Origin of the sequence: Burkholderia sp. MSMB1078WGS, assembly GCF_001528895.1 — a bacterium.
Lineage (GTDB): Bacteria > Pseudomonadota > Gammaproteobacteria > Burkholderiales > Burkholderiaceae > Burkholderia.
This window is the reverse complement of sequence record NZ_LPDI01000037.1, coordinates 117,459-142,418: the sequence shown is the minus strand read 5'-3', so window position 1 is coordinate 142,418 and position 24,960 is coordinate 117,459. Positions and strand designations below refer to the sequence as shown.

At 66.6% G+C, this 24,960-nt stretch carries 24 protein-coding genes; 14 read left to right on the top strand and 10 right to left on the bottom strand.

Going from position 1 to position 24,960, the window contains the following annotated elements:
• The first annotated feature begins 179 nt into the window (after window positions 1–179).
• Complete coding sequence (locus tag WT24_RS32415) at window positions 180–848, top strand: acyl-homoserine-lactone synthase (RefSeq protein WP_082742130.1); 669 nt, start codon at window positions 180–182, stop codon at window positions 846–848.
• Between the two features lie 105 nt (window positions 849–953).
• On the opposite strand, the gene WT24_RS08550 is transcribed toward WT24_RS32415, so the two are convergent.
• The gene (locus WT24_RS08550; RefSeq protein WP_060032678.1) at window positions 954–1,520 is read right to left on the bottom strand and encodes a hypothetical protein; all 567 of its coding nucleotides are present in this window, start codon (window positions 1,518–1,520) and stop codon (window positions 954–956) included.
• A gap of 495 nt (window positions 1,521–2,015) precedes the next feature.
• Here WT24_RS08550 and WT24_RS32410 point away from each other — a divergent pair, with 495 nt between their 5' ends.
• Window positions 2,016–2,312 carry an H-NS histone family protein gene (locus WT24_RS32410; protein WP_082742129.1) on the top strand — a complete coding sequence of 99 codons (297 nt, stop codon included), beginning with the start codon at window positions 2,016–2,018 and terminating at the stop codon, window positions 2,310–2,312.
• Between the two features lie 408 nt (window positions 2,313–2,720).
• Here WT24_RS32410 and WT24_RS08545 read toward each other — a convergent pair whose 3' ends face one another.
• Genes WT24_RS08545 through WT24_RS08535 form a run of 3 tightly spaced genes read right to left on the bottom strand, consistent with a single transcriptional unit; the run spans window position 2,721 to window position 6,888 of the window.
• The gene (locus WT24_RS08545) at window positions 2,721–4,304 is read right to left on the bottom strand and encodes a DHA2 family efflux MFS transporter permease subunit (protein WP_060032675.1); all 1,584 of its coding nucleotides are present in this window, start codon (window positions 4,302–4,304) and stop codon (window positions 2,721–2,723) included.
• Window positions 4,301–5,425 (bottom strand): HlyD family secretion protein, encoded by a 1,125-nt coding sequence (locus WT24_RS08540; protein WP_060032670.1) that lies wholly within the window; start codon window positions 5,423–5,425, stop codon window positions 4,301–4,303. The genes WT24_RS08545 and WT24_RS08540 overlap by 4 nt, the downstream gene beginning before the upstream one ends.
• A 59-nt stretch (window positions 5,426–5,484) precedes the next feature.
• Window positions 5,485–6,888, bottom strand: a complete 1,404-nt coding sequence (locus WT24_RS08535; RefSeq protein WP_257127457.1) for an efflux transporter outer membrane subunit — start codon at window positions 6,886–6,888, stop codon at window positions 5,485–5,487.
• A gap of 199 nt (window positions 6,889–7,087) precedes the next feature.
• On the opposite strand from WT24_RS08535, the gene WT24_RS08530 reads away from it, so the two are divergent.
• Both WT24_RS08530 and WT24_RS08525 read left to right on the top strand, forming a co-directional pair.
• Complete coding sequence (locus tag WT24_RS08530) at window positions 7,088–7,861, top strand: helix-turn-helix domain-containing protein (RefSeq protein ID WP_060032664.1); 774 nt, start codon at window positions 7,088–7,090, stop codon at window positions 7,859–7,861.
• A gap of 117 nt (window positions 7,862–7,978) precedes the next feature.
• Window positions 7,979–8,965, top strand: a complete 987-nt coding sequence (locus WT24_RS08525) for a LysR family transcriptional regulator (protein WP_060032660.1) — start codon at window positions 7,979–7,981, stop codon at window positions 8,963–8,965.
• 28 nt (window positions 8,966–8,993) lie between these two features.
• On the opposite strand, the gene WT24_RS08520 is transcribed toward WT24_RS08525, so the two are convergent.
• Together WT24_RS08520 and WT24_RS08515 are read right to left on the bottom strand one after the other, a co-directional pair.
• The gene (locus WT24_RS08520; protein WP_060032657.1) at window positions 8,994–9,482 is read right to left on the bottom strand and encodes an SRPBCC family protein; all 489 of its coding nucleotides are present in this window, start codon (window positions 9,480–9,482) and stop codon (window positions 8,994–8,996) included.
• Between the two features lie 55 nt (window positions 9,483–9,537).
• Complete coding sequence (locus tag WT24_RS08515) at window positions 9,538–9,822, bottom strand: hypothetical protein (protein ID WP_257127456.1); 285 nt, start codon at window positions 9,820–9,822, stop codon at window positions 9,538–9,540.
• A 305-nt stretch (window positions 9,823–10,127) separates the two neighbouring features.
• Here WT24_RS08515 and WT24_RS08510 point away from each other — a divergent pair, with 305 nt between their 5' ends.
• The 6 genes from WT24_RS08510 (at window position 10,128) to dbpA (ending at window position 16,171) form a co-directional block, all read left to right on the top strand.
• Window positions 10,128–10,550, top strand: coding sequence for an NUDIX hydrolase (locus WT24_RS08510; protein WP_060032650.1), 423 nt, complete (start codon window positions 10,128–10,130; stop codon window positions 10,548–10,550).
• Window positions 10,551–11,087: 537 nt separating this feature from the next.
• Entirely contained in the window at window positions 11,088–11,315 is a 228-nt protein-coding gene (locus tag WT24_RS08505) for a DUF2191 domain-containing protein (RefSeq protein ID WP_060032750.1), read from the top strand.
• Between the two features lie 172 nt (window positions 11,316–11,487).
• Window positions 11,488–11,745, top strand: coding sequence for a hypothetical protein (locus WT24_RS35255; RefSeq protein WP_257127455.1), 258 nt, complete (start codon window positions 11,488–11,490; stop codon window positions 11,743–11,745).
• A 744-nt stretch (window positions 11,746–12,489) separates the two neighbouring features.
• A complete protein-coding gene (mqo, locus tag WT24_RS08495) occupies window positions 12,490–14,136 on the top strand; it encodes a malate dehydrogenase (quinone) (RefSeq protein ID WP_060032648.1) in 1,647 nt (548 codons plus the stop codon).
• Between the two features lie 443 nt (window positions 14,137–14,579).
• Window positions 14,580–14,777 carry a hypothetical protein gene (locus tag WT24_RS08490; protein ID WP_006483193.1) on the top strand — a complete coding sequence of 66 codons (198 nt, stop codon included), beginning with the start codon at window positions 14,580–14,582 and terminating at the stop codon, window positions 14,775–14,777.
• A complete protein-coding gene (gene dbpA, locus WT24_RS08485; protein WP_060032645.1) occupies window positions 14,774–16,171 on the top strand; it encodes an ATP-dependent RNA helicase DbpA in 1,398 nt (465 codons plus the stop codon). The genes WT24_RS08490 and dbpA overlap by 4 nt, the downstream gene beginning before the upstream one ends.
• A 45-nt stretch (window positions 16,172–16,216) precedes the next feature.
• On the opposite strand, the gene WT24_RS08480 is transcribed toward dbpA, so the two are convergent.
• A complete protein-coding gene (locus tag WT24_RS08480) occupies window positions 16,217–17,041 on the bottom strand; it encodes a phosphate/phosphite/phosphonate ABC transporter substrate-binding protein (RefSeq protein ID WP_060032642.1) in 825 nt (274 codons plus the stop codon).
• A 244-nt stretch (window positions 17,042–17,285) separates the two neighbouring features.
• Between WT24_RS08480 and WT24_RS08475 the strand changes: the two genes are divergently transcribed.
• Both WT24_RS08475 and WT24_RS08470 read left to right on the top strand, forming a co-directional pair.
• Window positions 17,286–18,311 carry a fatty acid desaturase gene (locus tag WT24_RS08475; RefSeq protein ID WP_060032639.1) on the top strand — a complete coding sequence of 342 codons (1,026 nt, stop codon included), beginning with the start codon at window positions 17,286–17,288 and terminating at the stop codon, window positions 18,309–18,311.
• A gap of 190 nt (window positions 18,312–18,501) precedes the next feature.
• Window positions 18,502–19,704, top strand: coding sequence for a benzoate/H(+) symporter BenE family transporter (locus WT24_RS08470; protein WP_060032636.1), 1,203 nt, complete (start codon window positions 18,502–18,504; stop codon window positions 19,702–19,704).
• A 23-nt stretch (window positions 19,705–19,727) separates the two neighbouring features.
• On the opposite strand, the gene WT24_RS08465 is transcribed toward WT24_RS08470, so the two are convergent.
• A complete protein-coding gene (locus WT24_RS08465; protein ID WP_060032634.1) occupies window positions 19,728–20,615 on the bottom strand; it encodes an NAD(P)H-binding protein in 888 nt (295 codons plus the stop codon).
• Between the two features lie 325 nt (window positions 20,616–20,940).
• Window positions 20,941–21,858 (bottom strand): AraC family transcriptional regulator, encoded by a 918-nt coding sequence (locus tag WT24_RS08460; RefSeq protein ID WP_060032630.1) that lies wholly within the window; start codon window positions 21,856–21,858, stop codon window positions 20,941–20,943.
• A gap of 192 nt (window positions 21,859–22,050) precedes the next feature.
• Between WT24_RS08460 and WT24_RS08455 the strand changes: the two genes are divergently transcribed.
• On the top strand, window positions 22,051–22,245 hold the full coding sequence (locus WT24_RS08455; protein ID WP_059503691.1) for a hypothetical protein: 195 nt from the start codon (window positions 22,051–22,053) through the stop codon (window positions 22,243–22,245).
• 47 nt (window positions 22,246–22,292) lie between these two features.
• On the opposite strand, the gene WT24_RS08450 is transcribed toward WT24_RS08455, so the two are convergent.
• Window positions 22,293–23,246 carry a LysR family transcriptional regulator gene (locus WT24_RS08450; RefSeq protein WP_060032627.1) on the bottom strand — a complete coding sequence of 318 codons (954 nt, stop codon included), beginning with the start codon at window positions 23,244–23,246 and terminating at the stop codon, window positions 22,293–22,295.
• Between the two features lie 100 nt (window positions 23,247–23,346).
• Here WT24_RS08450 and WT24_RS08445 point away from each other — a divergent pair, with 100 nt between their 5' ends.
• On the top strand, window positions 23,347–24,699 hold the full coding sequence (locus WT24_RS08445; protein ID WP_060032624.1) for an NAD(P)/FAD-dependent oxidoreductase: 1,353 nt from the start codon (window positions 23,347–23,349) through the stop codon (window positions 24,697–24,699).
• Window positions 24,700–24,960: the final 261 nt, after the last annotated feature.

Below are 24,960 nucleotides of genomic sequence, written 5' to 3'. Positions count from 1 at the left end.
CGCTGTCGGAATACCCGATGCCTCTCGCGCACACACATCGCAGCGACACCTAACGTTCGCACTCCCGTGTGCGCACCCGCACGTGCCTTTTGCGACCTACACCCTCCCTATATCACTAGTTCCGTTCAGACCGCCTGCTTGCTAGCGTGACACGGTTTCTTTAGTGCGAGGGAAAAACCGTGCAATCGATCTTTGCAGGCAGGCTTGTCGATATACCCGCCCCGTTGCGCCATGGCCTTGGCGAGTTCCGATATGAAGTCTTCGTTAAACGCCTCGGTTGGCAGTTGCCCAATGCCGATGCCGTCAGGGCCACCGAATGGGACCACTTCGACCGAGGAGATACGATCCACGTCGTGTTACTGGATCCGATGGAACAAGTCTGCGGCTGTGCGAGGCTGATGCCAACGACCAAACCGTATTTGCTCCAGACGCTGCACGCACATGCACCGAATTGCGCATTACCCATCTCGCACACCGTATGGGAGTTATCTCGGTTTGCCGCCAACGCCCGGCTCGTTCGATCAAAGGGTCGCTCGAACGGGATGCAGTTCTTCCCACCGGTCCTTGCGATCGCGGCTTCATTAGGAGCAACGCGCATTATCGGCGCGCTCTCTTACGCGATAGCGCGCCTTTACCGACGCGCCGGGCTTGAACTCGACACTCTGCCAATTGCCGAACGTGCGAATGCGACGAACTATCTCGTCTGCGCCATCAATCTCCGCGCTTCGACGTTCGAGCGTTTGGACTGCGATGCCAGCGCGTTGCTACGCCATGTGACCTGGCTCAGCCCGTGCTCTGTCGCCTCGTTTGCGAGCTCGGTCGGTCATACCCCATCCCCTGATCATTGAGCGTACAACCGTTCGCAAAGCGGCCAAACCCGTTGAACGTGGTGCTCGGTGTCGGCCTTAGCTTGTGCGGCCATTTTGCATCCGGAACGCGAGTCCGTGGCCGGCTCAGTGTCGCTGCCCGTGGCGATGATGTCGGCGATCCGCGTCTTTGACCCAATCGGGGCGAATTGCCGACGCGTATGCCTGGCCGCTTCGAGAAGCTTCGCCGTTAGTTTGAGCGGCCAGCCCCAGGCGCGCATCGATCGCATGCGCGACAGCAGAGGATTTGGGTAAGCGCTGAGGATCACAGTCAGCCCAGAATTCGAACATGCTGTCGAACAACACGGACAGAATGCTGGTTATATAAGGCAGCTTTACAGTAATGAGACTATCCGACGAATCAACATTGACGAAGGCGTTGGGATTCGATATTGCGTTACCGCACACGCCAGTGCGCGCCGCGTCGAGCTCACGTTGCAACCTTGTCTCAACATCACAATGAACAATCGAGAAATTGACGATAACCCGGGTCAACCTGTCAAGCTCCTGGGTCTTGAGCCCCAAGCAGTTTTGCAACCGGCCGATTTCCAGTTCCGCAAGCCGCAGCCGCTCGCGCAACACCGCGCATTCGTCAGTCGGCAGCGTGCACGCCACCTTCTCGTCGGATTGACATGTATTCTCACGTTGCTCCATGGATTTGCCTCAACCTGAATGCGAACACTCTCGAGTCGTACCGGCATTCGCTCATCACGTACCGTTTCGCTCGAGACGGTCCACTTGCACCACACACCCATTTGACTCTGCTGCCACCCGCCCATATCGCAGTCACCATCGGAAGTCGGGGGCTTGCCACGGCATTGTTGGTTCGTGTATTGCGGATCGTCAACTACCAAACTCGGGAGGATAGAGGCGCTCGATCTTCACGACAAAATATCATTCGCACGTATCACACATCATTCTTAAAAACGCATTACCAAAATTTCGCTTGATATTTCTGAAATTGAAACAGTTGATGGTTATTTTACGATGACGTTGTAATTTTTTTATCCAGCACCGGCCGATACCGGTGAATTCATGTCGGTGATTGAAATTTAAATATATGTAGCCACATCGTATTGCCCTCGCTTCAGGTGTTTGAGTGGGACAGTCCCGTCTATAGTCGCAGTACATCCGACAGGAGGAACTTCGATGGCAACGTATCTTGAGCTGAAAGCCCAAGCAGAACAACTGATGCAGCAAGCGGAGCAAGCACGACAAGCGGAGCTTGAAGCCGTCCTTCAGGAAGTGCGCGCCCGCGTGGCCGAATATGGGATAACGCCTGAGCAAGTCTTCGGGCGTCGCCGGGCGGCACCTGGCACACGTGCAGCTCAAAGCAGCGTGCCACCCAAATATCGTGATCCAAAGACAGGCGCAACGTGGAGCGGTCGCGGACGCGAACCGGGTTGGATTAGGGGTAAAAGGCGTGAGCGGTTCCTGATCGAGTAGGAGTAAGCGCGTGCTAGATGGCCCGTGGCGCGAAATACCGTGGCCACGGGTCGCATCAGACGCGTTCGTTACATGCGTTGCGCGATGTTGCCGTCTTACTGCGGTGCCTCACGTGCCCTCGGCGTGCCCGCCACGCCGCTATGCGCTCCGCGCGACGCTCGTCGATTGAGTGCGCGGAAAACACGCGATACCCCCGTGACATCGGCCGAGAACAACTACCCGCGACACCCAACGAGATCGGCATCGCCGCGCGACAATGTGTAGCGCCAGGCTTGACGTTCGATCCGCATCGCTTCTCAGACGCCGCGTGTCGCCAATTGAAAGCGGGGCGAGCTACACGAAGCTAGCCGTACGGGTCGGCCCTGTGGAGGTGCGAACGGCCGCCTTCGACATGTCCTATCTGCTGCGTCATGCCTGCTTCTTGCCCTTGAGTATGAACGCAGCTGCCGTACACCCGATCATCGCGATGCCCGCGATCAGGAACGTATCGCTGTACGCCATGAGCAGCGCCTCACGCATCACGCGCTGGTTGACGAGCCCGAGCGCCAGCTCGTGCACGCCGGAGATCGACCCGCCGGGCAGCACGTCCGCGCGCGGCGCGTGCACGCGGGCAAGCAACCGCGCGAGCATCGCCATGCGTTCCTGGAACGCTTCGGAAAACGGCGTGACCGCCTCGCCGATGCGCATCGCATGCAGCTTCTGCCGCTCGACGACGATCTGGCTCATCACCGCGATGCCGATCGCGCCGCCTACGTTGCGGACCATGTTGAACACGCCCGACGCCGAGCCGAGCTGCGCCTTCTCGATCCCGTCGACGGCCATCACGGCCAGCGCGATCACGACGAACGACTGCCCGATCCCGCGCACGATCAACGACGGAACGATCACGTTCGACGCCGCATCGGCGTCGAGGTGGATGTTCATCAGGCAGCCCGCGGCGACCAGCACGAAGCCGAGCACGATCGTCGTGCGCGGGCTCGTGCGGCGCATCAAGGGCGGCGTCAGGAACGACATCGCGAACTGCACGAGCCCGTACGGAATCATCGCGAGACCGATGTCGCGCGCGCTGTAGCCGTGCAGCTCGGCAAAGTAGTTCGGCACGAGAAACACCACGCCGAACACCACCGCGCCGAACAGGAACTGCATCAGGCTCGCGATCCCGAAGTTGTACTGGCCGAGCAGCCGCAGGTTGATGAACGGGTCCTTGCGCCGCAGCTCCATCGCGACGAACGCGGCCAACCCGAGCGCCGCGACGATCGACAGCTCGACGATCAGGTCCGACGCGAACCAGTCCTTGCGCCCGCCCTCCTCCAGCACGATCTGCAGCGCGCTCAGGCCCACCGCCATCGTCGCGATCCCGAACCAGTCGGCGCGCCTGAGCATCCCGAGCTGCACGGGTACGGGCCGGATCGCCCAGCCGATTGCCGCGACCAGCGCGATCGCCGGCGGAATCTGCAGATAGAAGATCCAGCGCCACGAATACATGTCGGTCAGCCAGCCGCCGACCGACGGGCCCGCTGCCTGCGCGACGTTGTTCGCGATCGCGAACAGCGCCATCCCGCGCGGATGTTTCGACGGGGGCAATTCCGTGACGATCAGCTGGAACGACAGCGGAATCAGCACGCCGCCGAACGCGCCCTGCAGCGCGCGCGCGACGATCATCGTCGAGATGCTCGGCGCGACCGAACACGCGAGCGAAAACGCGAGAAAGCCGGTGGCGCCAACCAACAGCACGCGTCGTGCGGAAAACACCTGCACGAGCCAGCCGGTGAGCGGAATCACGACGATCTCGGCAACCAGGTACGCGGTGGTGATCCACGAGCCTTCCTCGAAGCTCGCGCCGAGCGAGCCGCGGATGTCGGGCAGCGACGCATTGGTCACGTGCACGTTCATGCCGGCCATGAAGCAGCCGAACACGCCGCCGAGCACGGCGACCCACGCGCGAAGCGAAACGGTGTCTTCTTGCGCAACCTGCGCGGTCGTCGCGCTCACGAGCCGGCCTCCTGCGTGCTGCGCGTGTCCACGCGCGCGATCACGGACATACCGGGCCGCAGCACGACGCCGGCCGGCGGCGCATCGACGCGGATCTTCACCGGGATGCGCTGCACGATTTTCGTGAAGTTGCCAGTCGCGTTGTCGGGCGGCAGCAGCGCGAACTGTGCGCCGGAGCCCGGCGCAAGTCCGACCACACGGCCGTGCAACGTGTGGCCCGAATAGGTGTCGACGTCGATCTCGGCGGGCTGGCCGTCGTGCATCGCGCCCAACTGCGTTTCCTTGAAGTTCGCGACCACGTACACGTCGCTCAGCGGCACCACCGCGAGCAGCGGCATCCCGACTTCGACGTACTGGCCCGCCCGCACCGCGCGCTGACCGACGCTACCGTCTCGCGTCGCTCGGATCACCGTGTGGTCGAGATCGAGCTGCGCGAGCGCCAGCTTCGCCTGGGCGGCTGCGAGCCGCGCACGCGCCTGCGCGATCGCCGCCGTGCTCTGTTCACGACGGCGCTGCAGCACGGTCTGCTGGTCGGTTTGCACGCGCACGGCCGCGCCAGCACGGGCCAGCTCGGCGCGCGCCTTGAGCGCATCCGCGTGGGCCTGCTCCCAGCGCTGTCCGCTCGCGGCGGATTCGGCCAGCAGTTGCTTGTAGCGCGTCGCATCGGCATCGCGCCGCGCGGCTTCGGCACGCGCGGCGGCGGCGTCGGCGTCGGCTTGCGCGACCTGGCTACGCTGCTGGCCGATCTGGGCGTCGAGCGTCGCGGCTGCGGCCTGCTCGGCCTGCAGCGTCGCCTCGGCCGCCGCGACGGCGGCCTGCGCATCGTCGACCTTCGCGCGATAGTCGCTATCGTCGAGCCGCACGAGCACGTCGCCGCGCTTGACCGGCTGGTTATCGTCGACGGCGACCTGCGTGACGTAACCCGACACGCGCGAGCTGACGGTCACGACGTCGGCGCGCACGTACGCGTCGTCGGTGCTCTCGATGAAACGGCCGACGGTCCACCAGTGCCAGCCGAACACGGCGAGCGCGATGACGGCGAGCACGACGCCCGCAGCGATCAGTTGGCGCCGGGAGAACCGGGCGGATTTGGCTTTTTCGGGTACGGCAGTCGTGCTCATGATCGAAATGATGGGTTGGCGTGCAAGAGAACGGGCAGGGATGCTGCGAACGCGGCAGGCTATGGTTGCCAGCCGCCTCCGAGCGCCTTGAACACGGCGACCTGGTCGAGCGAGACCTGCTGCGTCGACTCGGCCAGCGCCGAATCGACCGCGACGAGGCTGCGCTGCGCGTCGAGCACGCCGAGGAAATCGAGTGCGCCGGCCTCGTAGTTCAGCTCGGCGAGGCGATAGGCGCGCGCATGCTCGGCGCGCGCGGTTTCGAGCGCGGCGCGGCGGCGCCACGCGGCACCGTAGCGAGCCAGCGCCTGCTCGGTTTCCTTCAGCGCGCGCAGCACCTGCGCATCGAACTGGGCACGGGCGAGCGTGTCGTCGGCGCGGGCCTGCGCGAGCCGCGCGCGGCTCGCCGCCATGTTCGGAAAGCGCCACGTGATCAGCGGGCCGACGCCCCAGGCGATCGCGTACTTGTCGCCAAGCGTCGACGGATCGCCGCCGGTCGACAGCCAGTTGACCGAGCCGCCGATCGAAATCGACGGATACAGCTCGGCCGTCGCCACGCCGATTCGCGCATTCGCGGCGGCCAGCTGACGCTCGCTTTCACGCAGGTCGGGACGGCGGCGCAGCAGCGACGCGCCGTCGCCGACCGGGAACGGCCGGGCGAGCACCGGCGCGGTACGGCAATGCGCGACGGCGTCGGGCAACGCGCCGGGCGCACGCCCGGTCAGCACCGCGAGTTCGTACAGGGCGGCGTGGCGCGAGCCGACGAGCGCGGGCAGATCGGCGCGCGTGTCGTCGGCGAACGCGCGTGACCGCGCCACTTCGAGATCGGACACGAGCCCGTGCGCGCGCTGCTTCGCCGTCAGCGCGGCCAGCCGGTCCGCGATCCCGACCGACTGCTGGGCCACGTCGATCCGTTCGCCATACGCGCACACTTGCGCATACGCGGCCGTCGTCTCGGCGGCCACCACCACGCGCATCGCATCGGACGCGGCCTGCACCGCATCCGCATCCGCGCGCGCGGCATCGAGCAGATGACGCACGCGGCCCCACAGATCGACTTCCCACGACAGCGAAAACGACGGCGCGAAGCCCCAGCGCGTATGCGCATCGGTGTCCTTGGCCGCCGCGACGATCTGGTCGGGCGCGTGCTTGCCGTAATCGATGCCGAACCCGGCCGTCGTATCGGGCAGCCGCGCGGCGCCGGCCTCGTCGAACACGGCACGCGCGCGTTCGACCCGCGCCACGGCCGCCGCGAGATCGCGGTTCTGCGCGAGCGCATCGCGCACGAGGCCGTCGAGCACGGGATCGTCGTAGAGGCGCCACCAGCGTTGCGGCGGCTCGCCCGCCGCCGCGGCCGGCACGTCGGCCACCGCGTCGAATGGCCCGGTGCGCGCCGCGTCGGACACGGGCGGCCGGTACGGCTCGCCGACCGAACACGCGGCCAGCGCTGCTGATGCCAGCAGCACGGCCGCACAGGTGGCACGCCGCACGCGCGGCAAGCGTGTCTCGACGGCGGGAGAAACGGGCGAAGCGGACGGAATGGACGGAACGCGCATCGGGTGGCAAGGAGGTCGAACAAACGATGGGCTTATGGTAATTTCGACCTATGTGGTCGATCTCGCGCGTAAAGCGCATTCGTCGTCGAGAAAAGGACACACTGATCAATTGGAAAACTTCTTCGTCGCACTCGAGCGTCAAGCGCGCGAAAAGCAAATCGCCGTCGTCGCATCCGACTCGCCGGCGGGCACGGCGTACCCGCCGCATTCGCACCGCCAGGGCCAGCTGATCCATGCGATTTCCGGCGTGATGATCGTGCATGCGGACGCGGGTAGCTGGGTCGTGCCGACGGGCCGCGCGGTATGGGTGCCGGGCGGCACGCAGCACGAGATCCGCTCGGCCGGCGACGTGCAGATGCGCACCGTGTTCGTCGGCCCGGAAGTTCGGCCGAGCCTGCCGACCGAATGCCGGGTGATCGAGGTCAGCACGCTGCTGCGCGAACTGATCGTAACGGCCTGCGACCTGCCCGCCGACTACGACCTGTCGCATCGCGCGGGCCGCGTGCTCGCACTGATCCTCGACGAGATCGAGATCGCGCCGTCGCTGTCGCTGCACGTGCCGATGCCGCGCCATCCCGCGCTCGTCGCGCTGTGCACGCGGCTCATCAACGACCCGTCGTCGGTCGTCACGCTGCAGGCGTGGGCGCGCGACGCGCACATGAACGAGCGCACGCTCGCCCGCGCGTTCAAGCGCGAGACGGGCATGACGCACGGCGCGTGGTGCCGCCACGCGCGGCTGCTGCTGAGCCTGCCGCGCCTCGCCGCCGGCACGCCGATCCTCGAACTCGCGCTTGAACACGGCTACGACAGCCCCAGCGCGTTCGCGGCGATGTTCCGCAAAGCGCTGGGCGTTGCGCCGAGCGAATACTTCCGGCGGCGCTAAGCCGCGTGTCGATTGTCCGTTTTGCGACGATCGATCGCTGATGCGCGCGCGGCGTGCCGCAGCCGTCGCTACAGTAGCGGCATTGCCACCTGGCCGGCCGGAGACTCCGATACCCCGATGGATCTGATTCAAAGCATGCAGGCGTTCGTCACGCTCGCGGAGGCGGGCACCTTCACCGAGACCGGCAAACGGCTCGGCATCACGACCGCACACGTCAGCCGGCTCGTCGCGTCGCTCGAGCATCGTCTCGGCATCCGGTTGCTGAACCGCACGACGCGTTCGATGTGCCTGACCGAAGCGGGCGAGCGCTATCTGGCGCGCGCCCGCGACATCACGCTGGCCGTCGATGCGAGCGAGCGGGAGGCGCGCGACGCGCGCGTGCATCCGCACGGCCGGCTGCGCGCGCATTGCAGCGCCAGCATCGCGAACCATTTCGTGATTCCGCTGATCGGGCAATTCCAGGCGCGCTGCCCGGACGTCAGCGTCGACCTGACGCTCGCGCCGCACTTGCCGAAACTGGTGCGCGACAGCTACGACGTCGCGGTGATCGCGATGCCGAGCCTGCCGAGTTCCGAACAGGTCGCAATCGATGTCGGCCGCATCCGCAGCGTGCTGTGCGCATCGCCCGCGTATCTCGATGCGCACGGCGCGCCCGATTCGCCGGGCGCGCTCGTTCACCATCGCTGCGTACAGCTGGTCGCGCCCGCGTATCACGAGCGCATCTGGACGCTGTGGAACGGCGGGCAAGCACAAACGGTGGACGTCAATCCGTCGATGACGGCCGACGTCGCCGCGTCGCTCGCGATCGCGGTGCGCGAAGGCGCGGGGATCGGCTTGCTGCCGGACTTCGGCGCCGCGGCAGACTTGAGCTCGGGCGCGCTGGTGCGCGTGCTGCCCGACTACCAGGCGGAAGAAATCGGCGTGTTCCTGGTGTACGCGTCACGTCAGCATCTCGATGCGAAAACGCGCGCGTGGGTCGACTTCATGAAGGCCGCGTTACGCGATGCGTTCGCACAGATGCACGACGACGCGTGCGCACCACCGGCCAGGAAAAAAAGCCACGCGCCGGGCAAGGCGGACGCGTGGACCGGCGCCGCCGCGTAGCGGCACGGCGCCGGCGGGCGATACACGGTTACTGCGACTTGAACAGCGCGCGCAGGTTCGTCATCGCCATGTCGAGGAAGCCGGTGACGAACGCGTCGAATTCCGGCTGGCGCGCGGCGCCGCCGTGCGACGGTTCGCCGGCGATGTCCCACGTCACCGTGCAGGCCTGGTCGCCGCGCGGCTCGACGCGCATCAGCGCCCACAGATTGCCGATGTCGAACGACGTATGGATCAGGCTCCACGTCATCACCATCGCTTCGTCGTCGTGGCTGTTGAGCTGTTCGACGACGACGTTGCCGTCCGCGAAATGCTTGATGCGCAGCAAGCGCACGCCTTCGCCGATCATGTCGGTATGGTCGAGCCCCGTGATGAAGCGCGAGAAGCCGGCGAAATCACCGACCACGCGCCACGCGTCACGCGCCGGCACGTCGAGATCGGCCGAGCCGGACAGGATCGGCGTTTGCGGCGCGTAGACGAGCGTGGACGGACGAGGTTGCGTCGCAGTACGTTGCAGCATGATGCCTCCTTGATGAATGATGCGATGACAGCGAATGATCAAACGGGGTACGTCTTCACCACGCGGGTTCGGGCTCGGCGTCGCGGCGGGCATCGTTCGCGCGCGGCGTCGGCTCGGCCGGCGGCGGCATGAAGCCGCATTCGGCGAGATAGCCGAAATGCGCATCGAGCAGCGCGTCGTCCTTGTCCAGATACGTGAGGCCGAGCCGGCGCAGCGTCGCCTCGGTGCGCGCGTGGTCGATGACGGCCATGTCGCCGATATCGTCCTGCCGGTCGTCGCTGCCGATCCGCACGCGCGAGCTGCACATCGTGCACGACGCGGAGCGTGGCGCAGACAGCACGCGCGTTCGACGCGTGTAATCGCCGCGGCGGCGGCGCGCCCGGAGCACCCCACCGCCATCACGACCACGGCGGCGATCACCGCGTCACGGTATGCAACCGCGCCGGGTCGAGTTTCCGCCCGATCCGCCTTCGAATCGGACCCGTCTGATTCACTGCGCGGCATCGCCTCGCGACAATGGCCGTGCCGGACGAAACGGTCATCTCGTCCGGCACGCAGTAGCGAACCTGTCCTTACCTTGCCGCCCTTCGCGGGCGGCGTCTTTTTGTCCGCCGTTCGACGCGGGCATGCAATCAGGAAACCGAAATGAAAGAACGCGCCACCGTCCTTTGTCGACGCGGCGACCGGATCCTTCTGGTCGCCCGGTTGAATGCCCGCTGGGCGCTGCCCGGCGGCAAGCCGCACGACGGCGAATCGCTGCGCGACGCCGCGCGGCGCGAGCTGCTGGAAGAAACCGGGCTCACATGCGGCCGCGCCCGTTATCTGTTCCGGATCGCGGGCACGCACAAGCTGCATCACGTGTTTCTCGCCGAGATCGATCCGGCTGCGATCGCGCGTCCCGCGCAGGAGATCGCACACTGCGCGTGGATCGACCGTGAATCGCTCAGGTCGCTACATTGCAGCCGGCCGACGCCGTCGATCGTCGAGCTCGCGTTCGAGTGGTTGCGGCAGCCGCGCCTCGTGCCCGGTGTGATCGACCGCGACGTGTTCGCCGATATCGCGGCCTGAGGTCTTCGCCTGCGGCTGGCGCGCGATACCGGCCGCCCCGCATTGCATCCTGACGCTGTCGAGCAGCGCCCTCCTGCCGCTCTTGTACGTGAACACCGAGATCGCGCCGTGCTTCAGGTCGCCCTGCGGCGTGAGGACGGACGTATCCGTCCCGATGTCGCTGCTTCTGGCGTCGTTACGCGGATGCGGTAGCCTGAGCGCGATTGCAGGCGCCCCTGCGGCTGACCGCCCCTCTCAAAGGTGCGGATCCTGTGCAATCAGGTCGGCATACGCACCCGTTACAGATAGCGAAGGTTCTGGCGCCGGTCATTTCGCACCTCGACGCAGCGCCAGCATGCAGAACCGGATCGATCACCCGCGGTATGGAGCGCACAATAATTTCCATAAAATCAAATACTTGATTGAATACCCGGGTCGAATTTCCGATAAATCAAAGGCGCCGCCATACTTCGGAGCCTCTTGATGACTGATGCTTGATGTTTGAAGCGGTCGTAGTAAAAATGGGTGGCGTTTGATGCCGAATGGGAGAACCACCTCATGCGTACCACGATCGATATCGATGACGACGTCCTCGCATTCGCCAGGGAACGTGCAAGGCCGGGTATGAGTATCGGCAAGGTCATTTCCGAACTCGCTCGCGCCGAATTGCAGCGAACGCCGGCCAGCCAGACGAGCCGCAACGGGTTACCTCTGATGCCGGTCTCGTCGTCGCCCCACCCGGTCACGCTCGATACCGTTAATCAACTTCGTGACGATTCGCTTTGATTACCTACCTTACCGACGTCAATGTTCTTATTGCATTGCAGGACCTTCGCACGTTCAGCACGAATCCGCGCACGCATGGTTCGGTCGCGTCGGATACGCTAGCTGGGCCACATGCCCCCTGACCGAGAACGGCATTCTGCGGATCATCGGTGATCCAAAATATCCGAATACGATGGGTTCGCCGGTATCCGTTGCACCGCTCGTCGCGCAACTGCGGGGCCACGCAGGCCATACTTTCTGGCCGGACGATGTGAGCTTGCTCGACGCAGAACACGTCGATGCGACTCGCTTGTTGTCCTCTGCGCAGCTGACCGACACGTATCTGCTCGCGCTCGCTCGCGCGCACAGCGGCAAGCTCGCGAGCTTCGATCGGCGACTTGTCATCGATGCAGTGCCGAACGGCAGAAAACACTTCGAATTGATTTCTTGAACGTCAGTCGAAGAAAAAGCGAGGCTGCGACGAACGTCAGGTTTCGTTCAGCCGTTCCGACTCGTTTCGCTCGAAGCGACGCGGGCGGAAGGGGAGGCGACGACACGTCAACCGGCACTCACCACATCCAGTAATTTGCGCAAAGATGGATTCGACCCACTCTCCATCGTAGCCGCGCGCGCCGGTCACGATACGGCTCGAGTCCGCCGCTTGCGCTTCCCTTCAGCCATCGCACGGCGCAGCCGGTCAGCCTCGCCTGCGAAGCGTTGACGTCGGCCGCCCGACGCCCCTGCGCTTCCCACGAAATCTCGCTTTTCCGCCCCGCCATTCCGGAAACCCGGACGCACGAAAAACCCCACAAAAACAGGGATATTCAGCGTCTGCGACACGTTGTCCGAGTTCGGTTATATTACGCGCCCCTTGCCGTCCCGCCCTGGCAAAACGCGTCGCACGCGGCCGCTTTCGACGCGGCCCGAAGCGCCGTCCGCCCAGGCTTGCCGCCACGGCCCGGACGCGTGGCGCACCGTCGCGACGCAGGCGCTTGCCGGCTCGCGGGAAGCCGATCCGAAGGTGTCCTTCCGAATGGCTTCGCGTGCGCAAATGCAACGGCGCGCAGCGTCGATCCGGAGTTCCGGATTCGCGGTCCGGATCTCCGGACCCGTGTTTCGGCGTAACGAAATCGCGGGAACCGTGCGCCGGGCGGCATGGCAAACCGATGCATCCAAGTTGAAAAAGGGATCTGCTGTGATCAAAACGTTACGGGTAATACTGTCGGCGCTCGCGCTGTGCGTCGCGACATCGTCCGCGCACGCCGCCGACACGAAGAAGGTCGACGTCCTGCTGGTGGGCGGCGGCATCATGAGCTCGACGCTCGGCGTCTGGCTGCACGAACTCCAGCCCGACTGGTCGATGACGATGGTCGAGCGCCTCGACGGCGTCGCGCTGGAAAGCTCGAACGGCTGGAACAACGCCGGCACCGGCCACTCGGCGCTCGCGGAGCTGAACTACACGCCGGGGAAGGCGGACGGCAAGATCGACATCTCGAAGGCGATCGAGATCAACGAGTCGTTCCAGATCTCGCGCCAGTTCTGGGCGTGGCAGGTGAAACAGGGCGTGCTGAAGAACCCGCATTCGTTCATCAACTCGACGCCGCACATGAGCTTCGTCTGGGGCGACGACAACGTCCGCTTCCTGAAGAAACGCTACGAAGCGCTGCAGGCCAGCCCGCTGTTCCGCGGGATGCAGTATTCGGAAGACTACGACCAGATCAAGCAGTGGGTGCCGCTGATGATGGAAGGCCGCGATCGCAACCAGAAGGTGGCCGCGACGTGGACGCCGATCGGCACCGACGTGAACTTCGGCGAGATCACGCGCCAGTTCGTCGGCTACCTGAAGACGCAGCCGAACTTCACGCTGTCGCTGTCGAGCGAAGTACGCGAGATCTCGCGCAACGCCGACGGCACGTGGCACGTGTCGTGGGTCAAGCTGCACTCGGACGAACCGCCGCAAGCGGTCGACGCGAAATTCGTGTTCATCGGCGCGGGCGGCGGTGCGCTGCACCTGCTGCAGGCGTCGGGCATCCCCGAAGCGAAGGACTACGGCGCGTTCCCGGTCGGCGGCTCGTTCCTCGTGACCGACAACCCCGAGGTCGTGAAGCAGCATCTCGCGAAGGCATACGGCAAGGCGTCGGTCGGCTCGCCGCCGATGTCGGTGCCGCACCTCGACACGCGGATCATCGACGGCAAGAAGATCATCCTGTTCGGGCCGTTCGCGACGTTCTCGACCAAGTTCCTGAAGAACGGCTCGTACTTCGACCTTGCGAAGAGCACCAATCTGCACAACGTCGCGCCGATGATGCGCGTGGGCGTCGACGAATTCCCGCTGGTGCAGTACCTCGCCGGCCAGTTGATGCTGTCCGACGACGACCGCTTCAACGCGCTGAAGGAATACTTCCCGAACGCGAAGAAGGAAGACTGGCGCCTGTGGCAGGCCGGCCAGCGCGTGCAGATCATCAAGCGCGACCCGGTCAAGGGCGGCGTGCTGAAGCTCGGCACCGAAATCGTCAGCTCGAAGGACGGCAGCATCGCGGGCCTGCTCGGCGCGTCGCCGGGCGCATCGACCGCCGCGCCGATCATGCTGAACCTGATGCAGAAGGTGTTCAAGGACAAGGTCGCGACGCCCGAGTGGCAGCAGAAGATCCGCCAGATCGTGCCGAGCTACGGCACCAAGCTGAACGACAGCCCGGCGAAGGTCGTCGAGGAATGGACCTACACGAGCGACGTGCTGCAACTCGCGCCGCCGCCGAAGATCGACCTGGGCGCGCCGGCTCCGTCCGGCGCCGGTGCCGCGCCGGCCCGCCCGGCGAAGGCGTCGGCCGACATGGCGCTGTAACGCGCCGAACCGCGACACGCCACGCGAACCCGACGGGCGACCGTCGCCCGTTCCGGCCTGTTTCGCCTGAAAGGCGGACATCGTCTCGCCCCGGAGCACGGGGAGGCAGGCGGCGATCCACGGCCATCCGGGAGGATGGCCGTTTTTGCGTCGACGCCCGGCGCGCCCGATGCGCGCCACCGGCCGCACGGTCGCGATATCCGGGCGAAATCGACCGATGGCGCCGGTTCCGCCGCATCCGGCCCGGCGTGGCGCGCGGTATCCGCTAGAATTGCGGCACGCGCGATCCCGAATCGCCCTCCCGATCCATCATCCGCAGCGTCGCACCCTTGCGCCTCCGTCTGCACCGCCCCGCGCCCGCGGGTGCACGCGAGCGCCGCGGCCGTGCGACGCCCGCGACCGCCCGCAAAGGGCGCACAACCGAATTCAGCTGGAGAAAGACCGTGTTTACCTGCCGAAACCAGAGCTGCGGCACGCAGTGGGAGCAGTCCGACGTCGTCATCAAGGACGAGGGCCAGGGGCTGCTGTTCCGCTGCCCGCTGTGCGGCGCCCGCAACTATCTCGAACGCTTCGAGGACGACGAAGGCAACGTCGTCTACGAGCAGATGGAAGGCCGCCCCTACCTCGGAGACCTGTCTTGACCCAACCGACCGCCACGCCGTTCAGCGCGCTGCCGCTGACGCCCGCCACGCTCGCGAACCTCGCGCAGCTCGGCTATGTCGACATGACGCCGATCCAGGCGGCCAGCCTGCCGGTCGCGCTGGCCGGCCAGGACCTGATCGCGCAGGCGAAGACGGGCAGCGGCAAGACCGCCGCGTTCTCGCTCGCGCTGCTCGCGCGCCTCGATGCGCGCCGTTTCGACGTGCAGGCGATGATCCTGTGCCCGACGCGCGAGCTCGCCGACCAGGTCGCGCAGGAAGTGCGCCGCCTCGCGCGCGCCGAGGAAAACGTGAAGGTGCTGACGCTGTGCGGCGGCACGCCGATGCGTCCGCAGGCGCAGAGCCTCGAGCACGGTGCGCATATCGTCGTCGGCACGCCGGGCCGCATCATGGATCACCTCGATCGCGGCAACCTGAAGCTCGACGCGCTGACTACGCTGGTGCTCGACGAAGCCGACCGGATGCTCGACATGGGCTTCTTCGACGACATCGCGAAGGTCGCGCGGATGTGCCCGACGACGCGCCAGACGCTGCTGTTCTCCGCGACCTATCCGGACGGCATCGCGAAACTGAGCCAACAGTTCCTGCGCAATCCGAAGGAAATCAAGCTCGCGGAACGCCACGACGACAGCAAGATCCGCCAGCGCTTCTATGAAGTGACCGAGGACGAGCGGCTGCATGCGGTCGGCCAGTTGCTGAACCACTACCGGCCGGTGAGCACGATCGCGTTCTGCAACACCAAGCAGCAGTGCCGCGATCTGCTCGACGTGCTGCACGCGCAGGGCTTTCACGCGCTCGCGCTGCACGGCGAGCTCGATCAGCGCGAGCGCGACCAGGTGCTGATCCAGTTCGCGAACCGCAGCTGCTCGGTGCTGGTCGCGACCGACGTCGCCGCGCGCGGGCTCGACATCGCGCAGCTCGAAGCGGTGATCAACGTCGACGTGACGCCCGACCCCGAAGTGCACGTGCACCGCATCGGTCGCACGGGCCGCGCGGATCAGGACGGCTGGGCGCTGAGCCTCGCGAGCATGGACGAGATGGGCCGCGTCGGCGCGATCGAACAGGCGCAGAAGCGCGACGTCGAATGGCATCCGCTCGCCGAACTGACGCCGGCGGACGACAGTGTACTGCTGCCGCCGATGGAAACGCTGCAGATTCTCGGCGGACGCAAGGACAAGATTCGTCCGGGCGACGTGCTCGGCGCACTGACCGGCGACGCCGGGTTCGACGGCAAGCAGATCGGCAAGATCAACGTGACCGAGTTCTCGACCTATGTCGCGATCGAGCGCGGCGTCGCGCGCGACGCGCTGCGCAAGCTCAATGCCGGGAAGATCAAGGGCAAGCGGGTCAAGGTCCGGTTGATGGACGAGGAGTAAGCGGGCCGCGGGGCGGACGGCCGCGGCGCCGCCGCGCCCCATGCGTCACGCGAGTTCGGGATAGCCGTGCGCGACGGCTTCCCGCTCGAACCGCGCAATCGCGTCGTAGTCGGCCGGCGACAGCCGGTCGAATCCCTTCAGCCTCAGCACGCGCGCGCGCTGCGCATCGGCCGCGACCGCGCGATCGAGCGCATCCTGCAACGCACCGACCTGCGTGTCCGCCAGCGCCCGCGATGCGATGAACGGCAATCCCGGCGCGGATGCCGTCGTGCCGACGATCCGGATATCCGTCAGCAGACCGGGCAGCGCGTCGCGCACGTACGCGAACGTCACGCAGTCGATCGCCGCGCAATCGGCCTCCCCCGACGCCAGCGCACGCAGCACGTTCAGGTGCGAACCGAACGGCGTGACCGAGCCGAAAAACCGGCCGTCGTGCGCATGCGGCGCGATCGCGTGCCGGAATGCATTCATCCCGCTGTGTGAATCCTCGCCGTTGAAGGCAGCCCGCAGTCCGCGGCATGCGGCGAGCGTCGTCGCGCCGCCCGCATGCGCGCGCGCCGACACGACCAGCACGCTGCTGTAGCGTGCACCGTCGCAACCGGGCGCGTCGAACACCGGGGTCGCGATCAATCGCACGGCATCACGCAGGCCCAGCATCCGGTACGGATAGCCGCAGGTCTGCGACAGCAGCAGATCGTCGCGCCGCCACAGCGCATGCAGGTCGTCGAACGGCGCGTTGGGCAGCGCAACGCCGGCGGGCCCGCCCGCCTTCGCGAACCCATCGAGCGCGTCGCGCAGCAGCGCGCGCCAAAGGGCCGTGTGGCGCGGCGTCACGTTGTACATCGGCAAGACTGCGATCCAGGGCTTCATGCGGACATTCTACGCATCGGCGGCGGCCCCGATGCTTATCGGCGCCGGCACGATAAGCAAATGCGAATCGATTGGTTGGCGTGGCCGCTCCGCCCCGGTACCGTTCGAATGCCTGTCGGCGCCGCCACCGTGTGCGACGCCGTGCAGGTCGACCGTGATCCGCGAGACACCAGCGCACCCGGGCCGAGCGCCCCGGTTCCCCCGCTCGTTCCCCGCACTGCCCGATCCACCCCGCCTCAACGCCATGGCCGAATATTTCGACGTCGACCACGCGCGCGCGATCGCCGCGCTCGACGCCCGCTTCACCGCCCGCACCGAGTGGCCGACCTGGCTGCTGGTCGTCGTCATCTACGGCGGCTGGCTCGCCGTGCTGCTGCTCGTGCGCGACGGGCACCTGTCGCTCGCCGCCGCGACGCCGCCGCTGATCCTGCTCGGCGCGTGGCATCTGTCGCTGCAGCACGAACTGCTGCACGGCCACCCGACGCGTTCCGCGTTCGTGAACAAGCTGCTCGGCTATCCGCCGCTGACCGTCTGGTATCCGTACACGCTGTATCGCGACACGCACCTCGACCATCACCGCGACGAAGACCTGACCGTGCCGGGCATCGATCCCGAAACGAACTACGTGACGCGCGAACGCTGGGCGCGGCTGCCACGCTGGCGCCGGGCGCTGACGGTCGCGCGCAAGACTTTCGTCGGACGAATCGTCGTCGGGCCGCCGCTGGCCATCGCCGCGACGTTCGGCGATGCGTTCGCCGCGTTCCGGCGCGGCGACTTTCGTTATCTGCCGATGTGGGCGACGCATGCCGCGTGCGTGGCGGCGCTGCTCGCGTGGCTGCACTGCGCGATCGGCGTGCCGTGGTGGTACTACCTGCTGCTCGTGACATGGCCCGCGCTGTCGCTCGCGATGATCCGCTCGCTGTACGAGCATCGCGCCGCACCGCATCCGAAGGCGCGCATCGCGATCAACGAAGCCGGGTTCGCGATGCGGCTGCTGTACCTGAACAACAACTATCACCTCGTCCATCACGACCTGCCGAAGCTGCCGTGGTACGACCTGCCGCGCGCGTACCGGATGCGACGCGACGCATATGCGCGCAAATGCGGGGGCTTCGTGATCCGCGGCGGCTATCGCGAACTGCTCGCACGCCATGCGTGGACGCCGACCGATCCGCCCGTGCATCCGTTCGGCGAGGGCACGGCGTCGCTGTCGACGGGCAGCGGGATCAAAGTGGCGGTGATCGACGAGGTGTTGCAGATCAGCACGTGACGTCGCCCGGCACGCGCTGTCGACCCTCCGGGCTTGCGCGCCAATTCTTACGAAATGCCGACAATGCCGCTCGGCCGCGCCCGAATTGCCAATTGCGTCGGCAATGTCCAGAATGGCGGCTCATCCGGGCTTCCGACCATCATTCGCCCCGGCTCCGCCGCCCGGCCGCGCGCCGCATTCCCCGACGACGATGCAACCGAACACCCCATCCGGCGCGATCCGCACGCTCGGCCACGACTGGTCCGTTTCCGCGATCACCGCGGGTTTTCTTGCGGTCCTGATTTCCTATGCAGGCCCGCTCGCGATCTTCTTCCAGGCGTCGCAGGCCGCGCACGCGTCCAACGACATGGTGTCGTCATGGGTCTGGGCGATCTCGATCGGCGCGGGCGTGTCGGGCCTCGTCGCCAGCTGGAAGCTGAAGGTGCCGGTCGTCACCGCGTGGTCGGCGCCCGGCACCGCGCTGCTCGTCGGCCTGTTTCCGCAACTGACGCTCAATCAGGCCGTCGGCGCGTACATCACGGCCGCGCTGATCATCCTGGCAATCGGCGTCTCCGGCTATTTCGACCGGCTGGTGCGCCACATCCCGCGCGGCATCGCCTGCGGGATGATGGCCGGCATCCTGCTGCCGTTCGGCATGCATGCGTTCTCGGCCGCGTCCGCGCAGCCCGCGCTCGCGTTCGGGATGATCGCCGCCTACGTGATCTTCAGGCGCCTGCTGCCGCGCTACAGCATCGTGCTCGTGCTGCTGACGGGCGCCGCGCTCGCGACGCTGCTCGGGATGACGCATCTCGGCAACGTGTCGCCGAGCCTCGCGCGGCCGATCTTCATCGCCCCCGAGTGGACGCTCGGCACGACGCTCAGCCTGGCGCTGCCGCTCGTCGTCGTCAGCCTCACCGGCCAGTTCCTGCCGGGGATGACGATTTTGCGCGTGTCCGGCTATCGCACGCCGGCGCGCCCGATCATTACGGCGACCAGCGTGATGTCGCTGGTCGTCGCGTGCTTCGGCGGGATCACGATCGTCGTCGCGGCGATTACCGCGGCGCTGTGCACCGGCAAGGACGCGCACGAGGACGCGGAACGACGGTACGTCGCCGGGCTCGCGAACGGCGCGTTCTACCTGATCGGCGGCCTCTTCGCCGGCACGATCGTCACGGTGTTCTTCGCACTGCCGAAGGCGTTCGTCGCGATTCTGGCGGGGCTCGCGCTGATCGGCGCGATCGGCGCGAACGTGCACGGCATCTTCGAGGACGAGAACCATCGCGAAGCGTCGGTGATCACGTTCCTCGCGACCGCGTCGGGAATGACGTGGCTCGGGCTCGGGTCAGCGTTCTGGGGGATCGTGATCGGATCCCTGTCGTATGCGGTGTTGAACAAGGTGCGACGGCCTGCGTGACGCGCCGCGCGCCGACGCTTCGCTCAACGCGCATGCCGGCGCACCAGTTGCGCAAGGGCCTCCTCCAGCGGAGTCGTACCGTACACCCGCTCCGACACGTCGGCCTCGACGTCGATCCGCCCCGCGTTGTGCACGTCGTACAAATCGACGATCAGCTGCGCATGGCGTTCGCTGAGCCCGGCGCGCAGCAGCGTCGCGCTCCACGTGTCGCGCGGCAGCTCGTGCGCGACGATCGCACGGCCCGCCGCCGTGCCCAACGTAGCCGCGATCGCCGTCACGCTCACCCGCCGCGGCCCTTCGACGCTGACGATGCGCGGCCCGCTGCCGCCTTCCGGCGCATCGAGCAGCAGCCGCGCCGCGACGACGCCCACGTCGGGCGCCCAGACCGTCGGAAACACCTTGTCGACCGGATGGTGGAAGCTCGGCAGCACGCCGGTGCCCAGCGCGACCGACAGCACGCGGGCCCAGTTCTGCACATGCTCGGCCGACCGCAGCAGCGTCAATTGCGTGGGGATCGTCTTCAGCCGTTCCTCGAAGTCATGGAACAGGCGCGTGATACCCGTATTGCCTTCAAGCTCCGCGCCGTAATCCGACAACGCCAGCAGCGCGGGCGGCGGGTTCACGGCGAGCGCGGCGGTCGCCGCGTCGGTCGTCCGCGTCATCGTCGCGGCCGGATCGGGGTCGGCAACTGGCACCGGGCACAGCATCTGCACGACCTGCGCGCCGTCGATCGCCTCGGCGATCGCGTGCGCGTCGGTCAGGTCCGCGATCGCGACATCGCAGCCGAGTTGCACGAAGCGTTCACGATGGCGTGCGTCGCGCAGCACCGCGCGCACGGAATGGCCTGCGTTGCGCAAGGTCGTCACGGTCGACTGGCCGACGTTGCCGGATGCGCCGAAGATCACGAACACGATTCGCTCCTTGGGGGATGGAAGTGCTGTGATTGTCGGCATGCGCGGCCCGGGTGGCGCGCACGGACGGATGAATCGAGCAGAAAAGGATGGCGGGATGAACGGCCGTTGCCATGCGCGCTGCTGGATGCGACACCGATCGCGTCGGGTCGGGCGATCTGCCGATCACGAGGCACAACCCACCTGAAACGAACCGCCGCTCACATCCGACGCGTCGCGCGTCGACAGCGCTCGTGTGCGCCGGAGAAGCGAGCACGGCAATTGTCCAACACCTGTCGGACAATTGCCGTCGAATCGCATGCAACGCCCGTGCACCGCTGTTTCGTCATGCGTCCCTGCCCCCATCCTCGCCGTCATAGGCAAGCCGCAACCCGCCTCGCGCACCCGACCGCGCAATCTCCGTCGGCGTCGCGCCGAGCACGCGGTTCATCCAGTTCGCCATGTGACTCTGATGCGCAAACCCGGCTTCCAGCGCAATCTGGCTGATGCTGAGCCGGCCTTCGAGCAGCAGCGCCTTCGCGCGCTCCACCCGCCGCCGCACGACGTACTGATGCACGGGCATCCCGAGCGTTTCGCGGAACAGCACCTTGAAATGCGGCACGCTGATCGACACGAGCGCCGCGAGCTCGGCCAGTGTCATGCGCCGGTCGAGATTCGCCTCGACATAGTCGATCACGCGCGCCGCGGCCTTCGGCGCCAGCGTGCGCCGGCGTTCGCGAAACGCGGGCCGGCCGTCGACCAGCCGCGCGACGAGCGCCGTGCACAGGCTTTCCGCATAGAGCGGATCCGATGCGTCTTCCGCTTCGAGTTCGGCGGCCATCGCCCATGCGATGTGCTGCAGCCTCGGGTCGCGCACCTGCAGCCGCCGGCGGATCTGCGCGTGCGACGGCTTCAGGTCGAGCTGCTCGACCGTGCGCCGCACGAAGGTGTCGCTGAGCGCGATGTGCAGGATCCGGCAGTCGGCGCTGTCGGTCCACTGGCCGGGCAGGCCGGCCGGAATCACGTCGACGTCGCCGTGCGCCTGGATACGCGACACGCGCTCGCCGTCGCATACGCAATCCGCCCGCACCGGCGCGCCGATATGCACGCCGATCCGGTGATGCTCGGCTGCCGGAATCCGGTACGTGCCCGCGCGGATCTCCAGCAGCGACGCGCCGAAGCCGTGCCAGCCGAGCCCGCGGCTGGAGCGCAGGCTGACCGGGACGCCGTTGTCCGTCGGTGCGGCAAGAATCGGATCGCTCATCGAGGGTCTCCACCAGATCGGGTGACGAATGCGCATTGTGACGCGTTTCGCGCCGGCGTGCCGGCCGTGCCCGGCCGTCTCCGGGTCAAGCAGAAAAAGATCATCCGTTTCTGCTCGGGACGATCCTTGCGTGCGCGCAGACGGGCGCCGCCCCGCTTACGATCGGCTCATCCGACACCTACGGAGCCCGTCATGCCCCATTACTGCCCGCAACGCGCGGCGTTCGTCGCGCGCTCGCCCCGCGCCGGCCGCCCTTCATCCGGCGCCCACGCCCGCCGCGGCCGCACCGCCATCGCAGCGTGGTGCCTGCGCATCGTCGGCTGGCACCGGCTCGAACGGTTGCTCGCGTCGATTCCCGACAGCAACGACGATTTCGGGCTCGTCTGACCGGCCGGTCGACACCCCGCTTACTTGCGTCGCCTACTTGCGGCCGCCTACTTGCGCCGCCGCTCGTGCGGCGCCACCGTCGCGCCGTCGATCACCGGCGCGCCCTGCTTGATCAGGAAATCGCGAAACAACCCCGTCACCTGCGAGATGCGCCGGTCGGCGAGCGTCACCACATACCATTCGCGCTCGATCGGGTTGCCGGGAAACGGCAGTTGCCCGAGCAGCCCCGTGCGCAGTTCGAGCGCACACGCGTGCAACGACAGGAACGCGACGCCGAGCCCGGCTTCGGCCATCTGCTTGATCGCCTCGTTGCTCGACAGTTCGGAGCCCACATGAAAGCGGTGGCCCGCATTCTTGAACAGGCTCTCGACGGTCGAGCGCGTGCCGGCGCCGCGTTCGCGCACGAGCAGGTGCGCGGATTCGAGATCCTTCAGCGCGACGCGCTTGCGCCGCATCAGCGGGTGGCCGGGCGCCGCGACGAACACCATCGGGTGCTTCGCGAACTCGACCGCATGCGTACGCAGTTCCTTCGGTGCGCTGCCCATCACCGCGAGATCGATTTCATGCGTCGCGAGCATGCGGATGATGTCGTCGCGATTACCGACCTTGAAATACGTCTTCACGTGCGGACGCGTCGCGGTGAATTTGACGAGCAGCGGCGGGATCAGGTATTCGGCCGTCGTGATCGCGCCGATCCGCAGCGTGCCGCCGAGATCGCCCGTCAGCGCGGCCACTTCGTCGCCGGCCTCGCTCCACAGATGCAGGATCTCGCGCGCGTAGCGCGCGACGATCTCGCCGGTCGCGGTCAGTTGCACGCCGCGCCCCACTCGCTGCAGCAACGCGGCGCCCACGGCCTCTTCGAGCAGCCGAACCTGCAGCGACACCGCCGGCTGCGTCAGGTTCAGCTCCTCGGCCGCGCGCGACACGCTGCCGAGCCGCGCAATCATGTCCAGCGCCTTCAATTGCCGGAACGTCGCGGTCTTTCCTATAAGTGAATACATATGAGTCGCTTATAAACATTAAATTGTTCGAGTGGGTTCGAAACTATATCGTCGGTTCCTGAGCAATGTCATCCGAATCGTCATTCAGCGGGAGCCCAACATGGACAACGTCACGCCCAACCTTGCAGCGAACCGCGCACCGCACCCGCCGCGCATCGTGATCGTCGGCGGCGGCGCCGGCGGCCTGCAGCTCGCGACGCGTCTCGCCGATACGGTCGGACGCCGCGGGCAAGCCGAGGTCGTGCTCGTCGACCGCTATCCGACGCACTTCTGGAAGCCGCTGCTGCACGAAGCCGCGTCGGGCCATCGCGATCCGGCTTCCCACACGATCGAATACGCGGCGCAGGCGAAGCGCCACGGCTTTCGCTTCGTGCAGGGCGCGCTGCAGCGGGTCGATCGCGCGGCACGCACGGCGACGATCGCGGCCGTGCAGGATGCGGACGGCACGGAAATCCTGCCGCAACGCGTGCTCGACTATGACGATCTCGTGCTGGCGGTCGGCAGCGTGACGAACTACTTCAACGTGCCGGGCGCCGCGCGTCATGCGCTGCCGCTCGAAAACCTCGACCAGGCCGAGGATTTCCGCCGCAAGTTCCTTGCTGCCTGCACGAAGGCGAATCACCTGGCCGAGCAGCAGCCGGCACGGCGTGGCGCGCCGATCTGCATCAACGTGATCGGTGCGGGCGCAACGGGCGTCGAGCTGGCCGCCGCGCTGCGGCATGCGGTCCAGCAACTGACGACGTATCGCTTCAAGGCGCTGGTGTCCGCGCGCGACGTGCATATCCGGCTGATCGAAGGCGGCCCGCGCATCCTGCCGGCGCTCGACGAACGGCTGTCCGGCAAGATGCACGCGCAGCTTCGCGCGCTGAACGTCGACGTGCTGACCGATACGCGCGTGGCGGAAGTCGGCGCGGATGCCGTGACGACCGCAACCGGCGAACGCCTCGCGAGCGACATCACGATCTGGGCAGCCGGCGTCGCCGGCCCCGCGATGCTGCGGGACATCGGCGACATCGCGCTCAACCGCTCGAACCAGGTGATCGTGACCGACACGCTGCAGACGCCCGACGATCCGCACGTGTACGCGTTCGGCGACTGCGCCGCGTGCCCGTCGGCCGGTGCAGGCGCGTTCCTGCCGCCGCGTGCGCAGGTCGCGCATCAGCAGGCCCTGTATCTGGCCGACGCATTCGCACGCCGCGTCGCCGGCAAGCCCGTGCCCGGCTTCACGTTCCGCGATGCGGGCACCGTCGTGTCGCTCGGGCATGCGGGCGCCGTGTATCAGGCGGATATCCGCATGCGCTCGCTGATCGTCGACGGCCTGGCGGCGATCGGGCTGTACAAGTTCCTGTATCGCAAGCACCTGTTCAGCGTGGTCGGCATGAAGCGCGCGCTGTTCCAGTCGCTGAGCCACTGGCTGCAAAGCCGCAACCAGCCGTCGATCAAGTTGCATTGATCGTCGCCGTTCGCACGCAGCCTCACAGCGCGGCATATCGGGCGAACATCGTCCGATATGCCGTTTTTTTTATATCGATATGCGCGATGCAGCCGGAATGTGCGCCACGCCGGTGCATCGCATCGAACGCCGTCAATACAATGCGATGCGTGCGTGAAATGCCGTGCTGCGCGTATCCCGCGCCCGCTCTGGCTCGCCACCCCATTCATAAGTCGAATCGTATGAGTCGGCTATAAATATTGATTGGTCGCGTTTTCCGCA